At 69.2% G+C, this 13733-nt stretch carries 14 protein-coding genes; 10 read left to right on the forward strand and 4 right to left on the reverse strand.

The window, feature by feature from the left end:
• The first annotated feature begins 28 nt into the window (after positions 1-28).
• Positions 29-661, forward strand: coding sequence for a hypothetical protein (locus Q8K49_RS07275; RefSeq protein WP_305305072.1), 633 nt, complete (start codon positions 29-31; stop codon positions 659-661).
• Positions 662-834: 173 nt separating this feature from the next.
• Here Q8K49_RS07275 and acnA read toward each other — a convergent pair whose 3' ends face one another.
• Complete coding sequence (gene acnA, locus Q8K49_RS07280) at positions 835-3537, reverse strand: aconitate hydratase AcnA (RefSeq protein WP_305305073.1); 2703 nt, start codon at positions 3535-3537, stop codon at positions 835-837.
• 357 nt (positions 3538-3894) lie between these two features.
• Here acnA and ccmA point away from each other — a divergent pair, with 357 nt between their 5' ends.
• Together ccmA and ccmB are read left to right on the forward strand one after the other, a co-directional pair.
• Positions 3895-4494 (forward strand): heme ABC exporter ATP-binding protein CcmA, encoded by a 600-nt coding sequence (gene ccmA, locus Q8K49_RS07285; protein ID WP_305305074.1) that lies wholly within the window; start codon positions 3895-3897, stop codon positions 4492-4494.
• Between the two features lie 193 nt (positions 4495-4687).
• Positions 4688-5353: a heme exporter protein CcmB gene (ccmB, locus tag Q8K49_RS07290; protein ID WP_305305075.1), complete on the forward strand. Its 666-nt coding sequence runs from the start codon at positions 4688-4690 to the stop codon at positions 5351-5353.
• A 54-nt stretch (positions 5354-5407) separates the two neighbouring features.
• Here ccmB and Q8K49_RS07295 read toward each other — a convergent pair whose 3' ends face one another.
• Positions 5408-5632 (reverse strand): alkylphosphonate utilization protein, encoded by a 225-nt coding sequence (locus tag Q8K49_RS07295; RefSeq protein WP_305305076.1) that lies wholly within the window; start codon positions 5630-5632, stop codon positions 5408-5410.
• A gap of 92 nt (positions 5633-5724) precedes the next feature.
• On the opposite strand from Q8K49_RS07295, the gene ccmC reads away from it, so the two are divergent.
• The 7 genes from ccmC to Q8K49_RS07330 all read left to right on the forward strand — a co-directional run bounded on the left by ccmC (position 5725) and on the right by Q8K49_RS07330 (position 10905).
• Positions 5725-6444: a heme ABC transporter permease CcmC gene (gene ccmC / locus Q8K49_RS07300; protein WP_305305077.1), complete on the forward strand. Its 720-nt coding sequence runs from the start codon at positions 5725-5727 to the stop codon at positions 6442-6444.
• A gap of 2 nt (positions 6445-6446) precedes the next feature.
• Positions 6447-6638, forward strand: coding sequence for a heme exporter protein CcmD (ccmD, locus tag Q8K49_RS07305; protein WP_305305078.1), 192 nt, complete (start codon positions 6447-6449; stop codon positions 6636-6638).
• Positions 6635-7204 (forward strand): DsbE family thiol:disulfide interchange protein, encoded by a 570-nt coding sequence (locus tag Q8K49_RS07310; RefSeq protein WP_305305079.1) that lies wholly within the window; start codon positions 6635-6637, stop codon positions 7202-7204. Before ccmD ends, Q8K49_RS07310 begins: the two co-directional genes overlap by 4 nt.
• A gap of 121 nt (positions 7205-7325) precedes the next feature.
• Entirely contained in the window at positions 7326-7550 is a 225-nt protein-coding gene (locus Q8K49_RS07315) for a hypothetical protein (RefSeq protein ID WP_305305080.1), read from the forward strand.
• A 102-nt stretch (positions 7551-7652) separates the two neighbouring features.
• Positions 7653-8381 (forward strand): thioredoxin family protein, encoded by a 729-nt coding sequence (locus Q8K49_RS07320; RefSeq protein WP_305305081.1) that lies wholly within the window; start codon positions 7653-7655, stop codon positions 8379-8381.
• A gap of 110 nt (positions 8382-8491) precedes the next feature.
• Positions 8492-9157, forward strand: a complete 666-nt coding sequence (locus tag Q8K49_RS07325) for a hypothetical protein (RefSeq protein ID WP_305305082.1) — start codon at positions 8492-8494, stop codon at positions 9155-9157.
• Positions 9158-9168: 11 nt separating this feature from the next.
• Positions 9169-10905 carry a CHAT domain-containing protein gene (locus tag Q8K49_RS07330; protein WP_305305083.1) on the forward strand — a complete coding sequence of 579 codons (1737 nt, stop codon included), beginning with the start codon at positions 9169-9171 and terminating at the stop codon, positions 10903-10905.
• Here Q8K49_RS07330 and Q8K49_RS07335 read toward each other — a convergent pair.
• Together Q8K49_RS07335 and glpK are read right to left on the reverse strand one after the other, a co-directional pair.
• Positions 10902-11993, reverse strand: coding sequence for a phosphotransferase family protein (locus Q8K49_RS07335; protein WP_305305084.1), 1092 nt, complete (start codon positions 11991-11993; stop codon positions 10902-10904). The two genes, Q8K49_RS07330 and Q8K49_RS07335, sit on opposite strands and share 4 nt — an antisense overlap.
• On the reverse strand, positions 11990-13495 hold the full coding sequence (gene glpK, locus Q8K49_RS07340) for a glycerol kinase GlpK (protein WP_305305085.1): 1506 nt from the start codon (positions 13493-13495) through the stop codon (positions 11990-11992). Before glpK ends, Q8K49_RS07335 begins: the two co-directional genes overlap by 4 nt.
• Positions 13496-13733: the final 238 nt, after the last annotated feature.

Here is a 13733-nt window from a genome sequence, read left to right on the forward strand (position 1 = left end):
CCGGAGCAAGCGCGAGGGGGAAGCAGCAATGAAAAATTCCGGCAGATATTTGCTCGCCGCGGCGTTTGCGCTGTCGACGGCTTCGTGCGCGACCGTTCCGCCGGCGACCGTCGCCGGCGACCCAAGCCTTGATGAAGCTCGCGCAGCGACGGATAGGTTTAAGGACGTCAACGTCGCACTTCGCGAAGGATATGTCCGCGATCCGATGGACCATTGCGTGACGGCGGTCGAAATGGGCCTGCCAGCAAGCGCCGGCGCGATGGGCATTCACTACAGCCGTCCGGACCTGCTCGGGCTGCCTCCCGGGGCGCCGACCGCGCGCGTCAACGGGAGCGGCATTCATACCGATTTCCGCAATCCGGCTATCCTGATTTACGAACCGCAGGCCAACGGAAGCCTCGAGCTGGTGGCGATCGAGAATCTGGTGTTCCAGCAATCTTGGCACGCTGCCGGGCACGCCGGTAGGCCGTCCTATCTCGGCGTCAGCTACGACGCGATGGCCGACGATCCAGCGACCGCGCTCGATGAGGCTCACATGTTCGAGCCTCATTACGACCGGCACGTATGGCTGTACCGCGCCAATCCGAGCGGCGTGTTCGCCCCGTTCAACCCGGCGGTGAGTTGCGCCCACCATAGGGCGGCCCACGCGCATTCCGGCTGACTGCGGGCCCATGGAGATGCGCGACATCCGCTAAATGTCCGCTCACCACCCTATCCCGCCCTTCGAAAAGTCCGCTTTCGGCGCACCAGCCTCGCATCAACAAAAAGGGCCGGCCGATCGCTCCGCCGGCCCTCAATCGTTTGGCCTAACGGGCGTTCGCGCTACTGGAGGCCTTACTCGGCCCCCCGCGCCAGATTGCGCAACACATACGGCATGACCCCGCCGGCCTTGAAGTAGTCCAGCTCGGTCTGGTTATCGATGCGGCAGCGGACCGGGAAACGGGCCATCTTGCCGTCCGAGGGACGGAACAGCTCGACCCACAGGTCCTGACGCGGCTTCAGCTTGCCGACATTGACGTCCGACAGACCGCGGATGGTGACGATCTCCTCGCCCGTCAGACCCAGGCGGGTCCAGCCCTCCGCCTTGAACTGCAGCGGCACGACGCCCATCCCGACCAGGTTGGAACGGTGGATACGCTCATAGCTCTCGGCCAGCACCGCGCGGACGCCCAGCAGGCGGGTGCCCTTGGCTGCCCAGTCGCGCGACGAGCCGGTGCCGTATTCCTTGCCCGCGAACACGACCAGCGGCCGGCCCTCGGACTGGTAGCGCATGGCGGCGTCGTAGATCGACATCGTGTCCTGCGAGGGGAAATGCTTCGTAACGCCGCCCTCGATGTCCGGGGTGATCTTGTTGCGGATGCGGATGTTGGCGAAGGTGCCGCGCATCATGACTTCGTGGTGGCCACGGCGCGCGCCGTAGCTGTTGAAGTCGAGGGCGTCGACGCCGCGATTGGTCAGCCAGGCGCCCGCCGGCGAGGTCTTCTTGATCGAACCGGCCGGGCTGATGTGGTCGGTGGTGATCGAGTCGCCGAAAATGGCCAGCACCCGCGCCTCGATGATGTCGGAGACCGGCGCCGGCTCCATCGTCAGCCCCTCGAAATAGGGCGGGTTGGCGACATAGGTCGAGCTGTCGTCCCAGGCATAGGTCTGGCCGCCCTCGACCTTGATGCCCTGCCAGTGCTTGTCGCCCTTGAAGACGTCGGCATAGCGTTTGGCGAACATGGCCGGGGTGACGCATTTCTTCTGGATGTCGGCGATCTCTTTCGAGGTCGGCCAGACGTCCTTCAGGAAGACGTCCTTGCCCTTCTTGTCCTTGCCGATCGGATCCTTCGAGATGTCGATCCGCATCGAGCCCGCCAGGGCGTAGGCCACGACCAGCGGCGGCGAGGCCAGATAGTTGGCCTGGACGTCGGGGTTCACCCGGCCCTCAAAGTTGCGGTTGCCCGACAGCACCGAGGTGGCCACCAGACCATTGTCGTTGATGGCTTTCGAGATGCTGTCCGACAGTGGCCCCGAGTTGCCGATGCAGGTGGTGCAGCCATAGCCGACCAGATTGAAGCCCAGGGCGTCCAGATCGGCTTGCAGGCCGGCGGCGGTCAGATAGTCGGTGACCACCTGCGAGCCGGGCGCCAGCGAGGTCTTTACCCACGGCTTGACCGACAGGCCCAGCTTCTTCGCCTTGCGCGCCACCAGTCCGGCGGCGATCAGAACCGACGGGTTGGAGGTGTTGGTGCAACTGGTGATGGCGGCGATGACCACGTCGCCGTCGCCGAGATCGAATTTCTCACCCTCGACCTTCACGCGCGGGGCGTCGGTCGGGCGGCTGAACACTTCGGTCAGGGCGGTTTCGAAGGCCGGGGCGGCGATGGTCAGTTCGACCTTGTCCTGCGGGCGTTTCGGTCCGGCGATCGACGGCACGACCGAAGCCATGTCCAGTTCCAGCACGTCCGAGAAAACCGGGTCTTCCGAGGTCTCGTCGATCCACAGCCCTTGCGCCCTGGCATAGGCCTCCACGAGGGCCACCCGGGCCTTGTCGCGGCCGGTGGCGGTCAGATAGCCGATGGTCGCCGCCGAGACGGGGAAGAAGCCGCAGGTGGCGCCGTATTCCGGGGCCATGTTGGCGATGGTGGCCTGATCCTCGATGGTCAGGCTGATGACGCCGGGGCCGAAGAACTCGACGAACTTGCCGACCACGCCCTTCTTGCGCAGCATCTGGGTGACGGTCAGGACCAGATCGGTCGCCGTCGTCCCCTCCGACATCGCCCCGGACAGGCGGAAGCCGACGACTTCCGGGATCAGCATCGGGATGGGCTGGCCCAGCATGGCGGCCTCGGCCTCAATGCCGCCGACGCCCCAGCCCAGCACGGCCAGACCGTTGATCATGGTGGTGTGGCTGTCGGTGCCGACCACGGTGTCGGGATAGGCGACGGTCGCCTTGCCCTCGGCCACGGTCCAGACGGTCTGGGCAAGGTTCTCGAGGTTGACCTGATGGCAGATGCCGGTGCCGGGGGGCACAACGCGGAAATTGTTGAAGGCCGACGAGCCCCAGCGCAGGAATTTGTAGCGCTCGATGTTGCGCTCATATTCGCGCTCGACGTTCTGGTTGAAGGCGCCGGGGGTGCCGAAATGGTCGACCATGACCGAGTGGTCGATGACCAGATCGACGGGATTGAGCGGATTGATCTTGGTCGCGTCGGCGCCGAGGGCCGACATGGCGTCGCGCATGGCGGCCAGATCGACGACGGCGGGAACGCCGGTGAAGTCCTGCATCAGCACGCGGGCGGGGCGGAAGGCGATCTCGTGCTCGACCGAGCCCTTGTTGTCGATCCAGGCGGCGACGGCGCGCAGGTCGGCTTCGCTGACGGAAACCCCGTCCTCGTTGCGCAGCAGGTTCTCCAGCAGCACCTTCATCGAGCGCGGCAGGCGGGAAATCCCGGTCAGGCCCGCTTCCTCAGCGGCCGGAAGGCTGTAATAGGCGTATTTCTTGCGCCCGACGGTGATGTCCCGGCGGGTCTTGAGGCTGTCGACTGACGGCATGGAGAGGCTTCCTCTGGTTCACGCCGCCCGACAATCCGGTTGCACGAACGCGCGACTGACGACGGGGCGCACAGGTCCCCGCCGCGCGCGGCGAACGCCTGCTGCGGCGAGGCCGGATATAACGAGGGTTCCGGGCGCCGTCCATGTATCCACGTCGGCGGCATGGGCATTGCGACCGAGTCGCAATCCGTCTTCCTTCCCCCCTTGCGGGGGAAGGTGGCTCGCGGAGCGAGACGGATGGGGGGTGAGACACCGATCCAGCCCGGTCGCCGCTGATCATTCCGCAGACTGCCGTCTGAAGCAGCCCCCCCATCCGACCGGCTCCGCCGGCCTCCTTCCCCCGCAAGGGGGGAAGGAATGTTAGATGCCACCTCCCTCTCCGTCTCCCGTGGCGAACGCGTGTTGTTCCGCGACCTGTCGTTCAACCTCGCCTCCGGGGAAGCGGTCGCCCTCACAGGGGCCAATGGCGCGGGCAAGACCAGCCTGCTGCGGGCGCTCGCCGGCTTCATCCGGCCCGACGCCGGGACGATTGCCTTCGCAGACATCGAGCCCGCGGAAGTCCGGGCGAGCCACATCCATTGGCTGGGCCATCTGGACGGGCTGAAACCCGGCCGCCGCGCTCGCGACGAACTGACCTTCCAGGCCCGCTGGGCCGGGGCGGACGCGGACGGGATCGCCGCCGCCGTCGATGTGCTGGCTCTGGAGCCCTTGCTGGACCTTGAGGTGCGCAAGCTGTCGGCCGGACAGCGCCGCCGTCTCGCCTTCGCCCGATTGATCGCCGCGCCGCGTCCGCTGTGGCTGCTGGACGAGCCGTTCGCCCCGCTCGACGCCCGCTGGCGGGCGGCGCTGGGCCTGATGATGCAGGCGCATCTCGACAAGGGCGGAGCCATTCTCGCCGCCGTCCACGACCCCCTGCCGGTGGCGGCGCGCGAACTGGTGATCGGCGGCGTGTCATGACCCGCCCCCTGACAGCTCCACCATCGACTCCCCTCTCCCTTGGGGAGAGGGGCGGGGGTGAGGGGTTACCGTGTTCGCCGGCCTGGCGCCGGACGCCCTCACCCTTTCAGGCTCCGCGCTGCCCTATGGGTCGCGCAAGAACGACCACTGCGCGGTCGTGCGCTCAAGCCCTCTCCCCACGGGAGAGGGACGCATGAGCGGCTTTCTCACCTTGTTCCGGCGGGAACTGGCGCTGGCCTGGTCCGGCGGCGGCGGCCCCTTGCTGGCCTGCGGCTTCTTCCTGTGCCTGACAGTGCTGGTCCCGCTGGCGGCGGGCGGCGATCCGGCAGGCCTCAGGCCGGTCGCGGGCGGGATCGCCTGGCTGGCCTTGGCCCTGTCGTCGATCCTGTCGCTGGAGCGGTTGTTCGAGCGCGATCTGGAGGACGGGGCGCTGGACCTGATCGCGCTGGGTCCCGCGCCGCTGGAACTGGTCGTCCTCGCCAAGGCCAAGGCCCAGTGGCTGGCCGTCGGCGTGCCTCTGGCCCTGACCGCGCCGATCGCCGCCATCACGCTCGGCCTGCCGCCTTCGCTCGCCCCTCTGGTCGCGCTGTCAGCGTTGGTCGGCTCGCTGGGGTTCGCCCTGACCGGAGCGCTCGGAGCCGCGCTGGCGCTCGGATCCACACGCGGCGGCCTGCTGATCGCTGTGGTGGTCCTGCCGCTGTTTATTCCGCCGGTGGTGTTCGGCGCGGGTGCGCTGGAGCGGGCCGCCAACGGCCTTGACCCGGCCCCCGCCCTCGCCTTGCTTGTGGCTTACGTCCTGTTCGCCGCCGTGGTCACGCCCTTCGCGGGGGCCGCGGCGATCCGCAACGCGCAGGGCTAGCGCAGACCGCGCTCAAGCAGCGAGCGACCGCGTCGCGAGCGTCCGTGCAACACGTCAGACCTTCTTGACGAACTCGGTCCGCAGCACGAGGCCGCGCACCTTTTCGACATTGGCCTCGATCTCGTCCGTGTCGCCGGTCAGGCGGATGTTCTTGACCAGCGTTCCACGCTTCAGCGTCACCCCGCCCGAACCCCTGACCTTGAGGTCCTTGATCAGGGTCACGCTGTCGCCGTCGGCGAGGACGGCGCCGTTGGAGTCTTTCGTCACATCGTCGGTCATGGCGGGGCCCTTCGGATTTCAGGCGCGACGCTCTAGCACAGGCCTCGCCGCCGTATAGCGTCGCGCGCGCCGGGCCTCTAAGAGAACTCCCGATGTTCCTCGCCAACCCCGACCGCTTTCTGCGCTTCACCCGCCCGCTGACGCCGGTGCTTTGGGGGCTGGCCGCCGTTCTGCTGGCGGTCGGGACATGGTTCAGCTTCGCCGCGCCCGAGGACTATCAGCAGGGTGATACGGTGCGGATCATGTTCGTGCATGTGCCCGCGGCCACGCTCGGGCTGATGGCGTATGGGGCGCTGGGCGTTTCGAGCTTCTTCGCCCTGGTGTTCCGCCATCCGCTGGCGGACGCCGCCGCCCGCGCCGCCGCCCTGCCCGGCGCCGCCTTCACCGCCCTGGCCCTGGTCACCGGCAGCCTGTGGGGCAAGCCCATGTGGGGCGCATGGTGGGCCTGGGGGGACGCGCGGCTGATGTCGGTGCTGATCCTGTTCCTGTTCTACCTCGGCTATATGGCGCTGAGGGCCTCGATCGACGACGAGGCGAAGGCGGCCCGGGCCGCGGCAGTGCTGGGGCTGGTCGGGCTGATCAATCTGCCGATCGTCAAATTCTCCGTTGACTGGTGGAACACCCTGCACCAGCCGGCGTCGCTTCTCAGGGCCGATGGGCCGTCCATGTCGGCGGTCTATCTGACGCCCCTGCTGATGATGATGGCCGCTTACGCCGCCCTGTTCATGGCCATCTGGCTGACGTCGATCCGCACCGGGATCGTGCGCCGCCGGGTGCTGACGATCCGCGCCCGCCGCGCTCTGGAGGCCTGAAGATGTTCGACCTCGACATGGGCCGTTATGCCGCCTTCGTCTGGCCCGCCTGGGTCCTGAGCGCCGCCGTCCTGGCCGCGCTCGCCGCCCGGGCCTTGATCGCGGCCCGCCGCTGGTCGGCTGAACTGGAGCGGCTGGAGGACGAGCCGCACCGCGCTCAAGTCGTGCGAAGCACGGTAGCGCCCCAACAATGAGCCGCTGGCTGTCCCTGATTCCGCTGGTCGTCCTCGCGGGGCTGGCGGTGTTGTTCATCGGCTGGTCGCTGAAGGGCGATCCGGCGGTCAAGCCCGACGCCCTGATCGGACAGCCGATCCCCCAGACGGTCCTGCCGATGCTGACCGGCGATCAGTCCGGTCCCGGACATCTCGACCTGAAGACCGCGGGCGTCGGCAAGCCCATGCTGGTCAATGTCTTCGCCAGCTGGTGCGCGCCGTGCCGGGCCGAGCACCCGCGGCTGATGGCGCTGAAGGCCCGCGGCGTCGCCGTGGTCGGCGTGGCGTGGAAGGACGATCCGGTCGCCACCCGCGCCTTCCTCGACGAGCTGGGCGACCCCTTTTCCATGGTGCTGGTCGACCGGGAGGGTCGGGCGGGCCTCGATCTCGGCATCACCGGCGCGCCCGAGACCTTTGCGGTCAACGCCATGGGCCAGGTCGTGGCCAAGTCGTCGGGTCCGTTGGTCGACGCCGCCGAGATCGAGCGGCTGGTCGCGGCTATCCAGGGCCCGGCTCGTCCCTTGCCGACAGCGACATCGCGCGGCTAGAGCCATCGTCGCGTGAGTTGATGCGCGTGCTCCAGCGAGAGCTGGTTCATCACAACGGACGACTGGCCTAGACCATACTGGCGTTAACCCCTTTCCGACGGTTTTCGTTAACCCTGTCGCCATGAGCGCGATTCGACCCAACCCGCCGCCCGTCCCGTTCCTGCCGCAGCCCGCCGGGCAAGCCCCTGTGCGCGCCGCGCGCTCGGATTTCTTCAAGAGGGCGCTGGATGCGGTGCAGGCGGGCGGAACGGAACCGACCCCCCGGGTCGCCCAGGCCTCAGCCTCGCCCCCGGTTCAGGAAGAGCGGCCGACCCGCCCCGGCGCCCTGCTGGACATCCGCGTCTGATCATCCCCAGCGGCGTTCGGCCTTCACGCGAAAATGAGCGGCGCGTTTTCGCCTCTCGTGATTAACCTCTCCGCCATGCGGACGAGGGGCTGGATCATCCCTGTGGCGGCTCTCGCGGCCGCTCTTGTCGCGGCGGGGTCGGTGGCTCAGCCGTCGTCGGCCCGCGCCGCCCGCGAAGTCGCGCCGCCCCGCGAGCCCGTGGTCATCGAACTGTTCACCGCCCAAGGCTGCGCCGGCTGTCCCGAGGCCAACGCCCGGTTCGAGTCCGTCGCGGCCGAGCCGGGGGTGATCGCCCTGACCTATGCCGTCGACTACTGGGACTATCTCGGCTGGGAGGACACCTTCGCCCGGCCCGAGTTCGCCCAGCGCCAGCGCGCCTATCGCAAGCCCCTGCGGCTGCGCGACGTGGCGACGCCGCAGGTCGTGATCGACGGGCGCCGGCAGGTCGTGGGCGCCCAGGCCCCGGCCCTGCAGAGCGCCATCGACGAAGAGGCGGCTAGCCGTGTGTTTCCGCCCGAGATCGAGTTTCGCGCCGGCGGCGACCGCGTGGGCGTCGGCTCTGGCCAGGCGCCCGTGGGCGGCGCCGAGGTGGTGGCCGTGACCTTCACGCCCGGCCCGCAGGAAGTCGTGATCGCCCGGGGCGACAACCGCGGGCGCACGGTGCGGCACATGAACGTCGTGCGCTCGGTCCGGACCCTCGGAGACTGGACCGGGCGACCTGCCCTCTACGCCCTGCCCGGCGCCCGTGAACCGGGTCAGGCCGTGGCGATTCTGGTCCAGGCCAGGGATGACCGGCGCATCCTGAACGGCGCCGTCCTGGCCCCGCGCTGAACCGCCGGCCGCGCCCTGTCAGCTTCCGTCAGTATCCCTGTTCTCGCAAACCCCCGGACAGTGCATGATTGGCCCCCAGTCCATGGGCCGGATAGCGGGCGGGAGCGGTGATGCGTATCGGCGGACGGACCTGGATCGGTGCAGGCCTCGCGATCGGCCTGCTTTTCGGCGCCGCCGCCGTGGCGACCGCCGGACAGGACGACGCCGTACTGACGCCGGTCGCACGCGGCGTGACCCAGGTTCTGACCGCCGCTGAATTGGCCGCGTGGGGGCGGGATCGCGGCGATGCCGGAGCCCTGATCATGGCGGCGCGGCTGCTGGCCGAGGTGCCGGTGCGCCAGACCGACGCCGACGGCGACGAGGAAGCCTTCTTCACCGCCACGAGCCTGCTCGACGAGGCGGCCGCCATGGCGGGCGACAACACCGGCCTCATTGACGCCATCGACCGGCTGCGCGATCCGCTGACGCGCGGCGTGCGCTCTTCGGCCTTCGGGACCGGACCGGTGCTGACCGTGAAATCGCTGCGGGCCCGCGAGAGCTGGGCCTTCGATGTCGAGGCGCGGGGGGGCGAGATCCTGCGCGTCGCGGCCATCGGCGACGGCGACACCAATATCGACCTGACGGTGCGCGATGCGCGCGGCGCCGTGGTCTGCCGCGACGGCTTCGGAGACCACTATCCGGTCTGCACGGTATCGCCGCGCGCCGGCGGCCAGATGCGGATCGACATCGTCAACCGCGGCGACGTCTGGACCAAGGTCCAGGTCCTGAGCAACTGAGGCCCGAACGGATGATCCCAGCCTGGGCGGCAAGATGTCTGGCTTCGGTTGCCGCAATCGCCGCCGTTCTCGCCGCCGGCCCCGCCCCCGCACGTCAGGAGACGACCGCCGCCCTGCGCGCCGAGGCGTATGAGGCGGCGCAATGGGCCATCGCTTCCGACGCCGCCGACGCCCTGGCGCGGGTCTCGGCCCGGTTCGCCCAGGGTGACGACGCGCTGGGCCGCCTGGCGGAAGAACGTGAGAACCTGATCCAGCGCCGCGACCGGCTGGAGCGCGAGCTCGAGCGGCTTTACGCCTCCGGTGACGCCGACGCCTTGGCCGACCGCACCCGCGCCCGCGCGATTTGGGAGACGACGGTCGAACGGCTGCGGGCCGTGGACGCCGACATCGACGCCCGCTTCCCCGCCTATTCCGAACTGACCAGCCCGCGCGCCCTGTCGATCGCGGAGACGCAAGCCCTGCTCGGTCCGGACGAGGGCCTGCTGCTGGTGCTGGTCAATCCCGAAGCGACCTATGTCTGGGGCATATCGCGCGAGCGGGTCGAATGGGCGCGGGCGGAGACGCTGGGCGACGCGGCGATGGCCGCGGCGGTGAACCGGCTGCGAGCCTCCCTGACCAGCGCAGACGTGCGCGGCGGTCAGGACGTCGATCCGATCCTTTTCGCCGGGCCGCAGGCGACTCCGTTCGACCGGACCACAGCGCATCGTCTGTATACGGAACTTGTTCGGCCGGTCGAGGCCGCTTTCGTGGGCAAGAAGACGCTGATTTCGGTCGTCACCGGCGCCCTGACCTCCCTGCCGCTGTCGGTGCTGACGACCAGCGCGCCGACCGGCTCAGACGCCGCGCCCGAGGCCTTGGCGGCGACGCCCTGGCTGATCGACCGCTACGCCCTCGCCACCCTGCCGTCGGTGTCCAGCCTGGAAGCGCTGCGTTGTCACCTTGTCGCCGACCCGGCGCTGCGCAGCCCCGGATGCCCGCCGCGCCGGGGGGCCGTGGTGCGCCGACCCGAAGCCGGCGGCGCCCGCCTGCTCCTCGCCGCCTTCGGCGCGCCCCTGCTGACCGGCGAGCCTGCCAACGCCACACGCGGCTCGCCGGCGGCCGACGACGTCACGGGCGAGGGGCGGCTGGCCGATGTCCGCAAGCTGCGCGCCCTGCCCTCCCTGCCCGGTTCGAAACTGGAGCTGGAGACGCTGAAATCCCGCTATCCCGGGTCGCTGGTCCGCATCGGTTCCGAGGCCACCGAGCGGGCCGTGCGCGCCGACGACGCCGACGCCCTGTCGCGAGCGCGGTTCGTGGTCTTTTCGACGCATGGGCTGATGGCCGGCTCCGCCGCCGCCGAGCCCGGGCTGGTGATGACTCCCCCGGATCAGGCCACCGAAGCCGACGACGGCTATCTGAGCGCCTCGGAGGCAGCACAGTTGCGGCTCAACGCCGAGTTCGTGGTGCTGTCGGCCTGCAACACCGCGGCCTCCGACGGGCGGCCCGGCGGCGAGGGACTTTCCGGACTGGCGCGCGCCTTCTTCTATGCGGGCGCCCGGTCGGTGATGGTGTCGCACTGGGAGGTGTCGGACGCCGCGACGACGACCCTGATCACCTCGGCCTTCGCCGATCTGGACGGACCCCACGCCACTGATTCCGGCGTGCGCGCCCGGGCGCTGCAGGCGGGCATCCGCGCCGTCCGCGCCGAACGGCGCTGGGCGCACCCCGCCTATTGGGCGGCTTTCACCCTCGTCGGAGAGCCCGGCTAGGCTCCGGCCTTCTCAGCGAAGTTCAGCGCCCCTGCCGCCAGCATCGGCACCTGCGCCGCCATGGTGCGCGCGTGGCTCGAGGCGGCCGTGCCGTCTCGCACCCGCCCGGCGATGCCCTGACAGATGGCGGCCAGCCGGAACAGATTGTAGGCGAACAACCAGTCCAGATTGGCGGGCGTCGTACCGGTCAGCCGGGCGTAGCGTTCGACCGTTTCCGCCACCGAGGGAATGCCCAGCGCCTCGATGTCGGCGCCCGCCAGTCCGTTGCGCGCCGTCGCTGGAATCACCCAGGCGATCAGCAGGTAGGAAAAGTCCGCCATCGGATCGCCGAGCGTCGACAGCTCCCAGTCCAGGACCGCGCGAACCTGCGGCCCGTCCGGGGCAAGGATCAGATTGTCGAGGCGGAAGTCGCCGTGGACGATCCGTGTCGGCCCGTCTGGCGGCAGGGTCGCGGGCAGGAATTCGATCAGCCGGTCCATGGCCGGGATCGGATCGATCTCCGAGGCGCGATACTGTTTGGTCCAGCGCCCGACCTGCCGCTCGAAATAGTTGCCGGGCCGTCCGTAGTCGGACAATCCGATGGCCGCGGGATCGAAGGCGTGCAGGACCGCCAGAGTATCGACCTGGCTGTCGTAGATGGCGCGGCGCCGGGCGGGCTCCAGACCCGGCAGTTTCAGATCCCACAGGACCCGCCCCTCGACCTTGTCCATGACATAGAAGATTGAGCCAATGACGGTTTCGTCCGTGCACAGGGCCCAGGGCCGGGCCACCGGATAGCCCTGTTTATGCAAGGCCGAGATGACGGTGAACTCGCGGTCGACGGCATGGGCGCTGGGCAGCAACGTCCCCGGTGGTTTGCGGCGCAGGACATAGGCGTGGTCGGGCGTGACCAGTTCATAGGTCGGGTTCGACTGGCCGCCCTTGAACTGGCGCACCGTCAGCGGCCCGGCATAGCCTTCGACATTCGCCGCCAACCAGCGGTCCAACGCGGCCTCGTCCAGCGCATAGCGGGGATCGACCTCGCGCGTGCCGGAGAAGGTCGCCTGAGCATCGGAATCGGGCGCGTCGTCGTCGGCGGGCTGGGTCATGCGTCTTCCGGATGGGCGGCGATGATGGCGGCGCGCACGGCGCTGCGCCAGCCCCTCAGCAACCGGGCGCGTTCGTCGGCCTCCATTCGCGGCGTCCAGCGCGCCGGAGCCTCGACGGGATGGTCCTCCAGATCGCTGATCAGGCCGATGCCCAGAGCGGCCAGCCTGGCCGCGCCCAGGGCCGTCATTTCCTGAAAGGCCGGGCGTTCGACCACGACGTCGCAGATGTCGGCGACGAACTGCATGGCGAAGGCGTTGGCGGTGACCCCGCCGTCGACCTTGAGCACCTTGAGCGGCGGCGCCCCGTCCTTCGCCAGCGCGTCGAGCAGGTCGCGGGTCTGATAGGCCAGAGATTCCAGCGCCGCCCGCACCATCTGGGCCGGACCGCTGTCGCGGGTCAGGCCGACGATGGTCCCGCGCGCCTCCGGCTCCCACCACGGCGCGCCGAGGCCGGTGAAGCCGGGGACCAGATAGACGCCGCCGTTGTCCTCCAAGCCTTCCGCCATGGCCTCGGACTGGCCCGCGTCGCTGATGACCTTGAGCCCGTCCCGCAGCCACTGGATCGCCGACCCGGCCGAGAAGATCGAGCCTTCGAGAGCATAGGCCACGTCATCGCCCACGGCGTAGCCCAAGGTGCCCAGAAGCCGGCTGGTGGAGCCGACGGGTTCAATCCCGACATTGGCGACGAGGAAGGCGCCGGTGCCGTAGGTGATCTTGGCGTCTCCGGCCTTGAGCGCGCCGTGACCGACGAGCGCCGCCTGCTGGTCTCCCGCCGCGCCGTGGATCGGGACGGCCGTGCCGAACAGGGACGGGTCACAATCGCCGAGATGATCCGCACAGCCGCGGATTTCCGGCAGAGCCGCAATCGGCACATTGAACAGCCCGGCGAGGTCCGGCCGCCATTTCCGGACGGCGAGGTCCATCAGCGAGGTGCGGCTGGCGTTGGTCGCGTCGGTGACGTGGCTGGCGCCGCCGGTCAGTTTCCAGATCAGCCAGGTCTCGATGGTCCCGACCTTGACCTCGCCCGCCTCGGCCCGGGCACGCGCGCCGGGCACGGCGTCCAGCAACCAGGCGAATTTCGAGGCCGAGAAATAGGGGTCGAGAATCAGGCCGGTCGCCGCCTGCACCATCGGCTCATGCCCGGCCGCGGCCAGTTTCGAGGTCACATCCGCCGTGCGCCGATCCTGCCAGACGATGGCGCGATGCAGCGGCTCACCGGTCGCCGCGTCCCAGAGCACTGAGGTCTCACGCTGGTTGGTGATGCCGATGGCGGCGAAACGTTCGACCCCGCCGGCCTCCTCAATGACCGCGCGGCAGGTCTGCAGGGTCGCCCCCCAGATCTCTCCGGCGTCATGCTCGACCCAGCCCGGATGCGGGAAATGCTGCTCAAGCTCGATCTGGCTGACGGCGACAGGCTGTAAACCGCCCTCGGGTGCGGCCTCGAAGGCGATAGCCCGGGTCGAGGTCGTGCCCTGGTCGATGGCGAGGATCAGAGACTTCATCCGGGCAGGTTAGAGTGACCTTCGGGATACTCAACCGCTGATCCCGGCGAAGCCGGAACCCATGAGTTGGGGGTTCGGGGCCGGAAGGTTCATCACGACGAACACAACGGGTCACAACGGACACGACGGGATGGGAACGAGGCGCAGACCCCGTTGTGTCCTTTGTGAATTCGTCGTGTCCTTTGTGATGAACCTTCCGGCGGTCAGGACGACGCCCTTAGGCCCGGCTTTCGCCGGG

The organism is Brevundimonas sp. (genome assembly GCF_030682035.1).
Lineage (GTDB): Bacteria > Pseudomonadota > Alphaproteobacteria > Caulobacterales > Caulobacteraceae > Brevundimonas.

Coding starts and splice junctions, on each gene's coding strand:
- Q8K49_RS07275 (WP_305305072.1), top strand. CDS start 29: ATGAAAAATTCCGGCAGATATTTGCTCGCCGCGGCGTTTGCGCTGTCG.
- acnA (WP_305305073.1), bottom strand. CDS start 3,537: ATGCCGTCAGTCGACAGCCTCAAGACCCGCCGGGACATCACCGTCGGG.
- ccmA (WP_305305074.1), top strand. CDS start 3,895: ATGTTAGATGCCACCTCCCTCTCCGTCTCCCGTGGCGAACGCGTGTTG.
- ccmB (WP_305305075.1), top strand. CDS start 4,688: ATGAGCGGCTTTCTCACCTTGTTCCGGCGGGAACTGGCGCTGGCCTGG.
- Q8K49_RS07295 (WP_305305076.1), bottom strand. CDS start 5,632: ATGACCGACGATGTGACGAAAGACTCCAACGGCGCCGTCCTCGCCGAC.
- ccmC (WP_305305077.1), top strand. CDS start 5,725: ATGTTCCTCGCCAACCCCGACCGCTTTCTGCGCTTCACCCGCCCGCTG.
- ccmD (WP_305305078.1), top strand. CDS start 6,447: ATGTTCGACCTCGACATGGGCCGTTATGCCGCCTTCGTCTGGCCCGCC.
- Q8K49_RS07310 (WP_305305079.1), top strand. CDS start 6,635: ATGAGCCGCTGGCTGTCCCTGATTCCGCTGGTCGTCCTCGCGGGGCTG.
- Q8K49_RS07315 (WP_305305080.1), top strand. CDS start 7,326: ATGAGCGCGATTCGACCCAACCCGCCGCCCGTCCCGTTCCTGCCGCAG.
- Q8K49_RS07325 (WP_305305082.1), top strand. CDS start 8,492: ATGCGTATCGGCGGACGGACCTGGATCGGTGCAGGCCTCGCGATCGGC.
- Q8K49_RS07330 (WP_305305083.1), top strand. CDS start 9,169: ATGATCCCAGCCTGGGCGGCAAGATGTCTGGCTTCGGTTGCCGCAATC.
- Q8K49_RS07335 (WP_305305084.1), bottom strand. CDS start 11,993: ATGACCCAGCCCGCCGACGACGACGCGCCCGATTCCGATGCTCAGGCG.
- glpK (WP_305305085.1), bottom strand. CDS start 13,495: ATGAAGTCTCTGATCCTCGCCATCGACCAGGGCACGACCTCGACCCGG.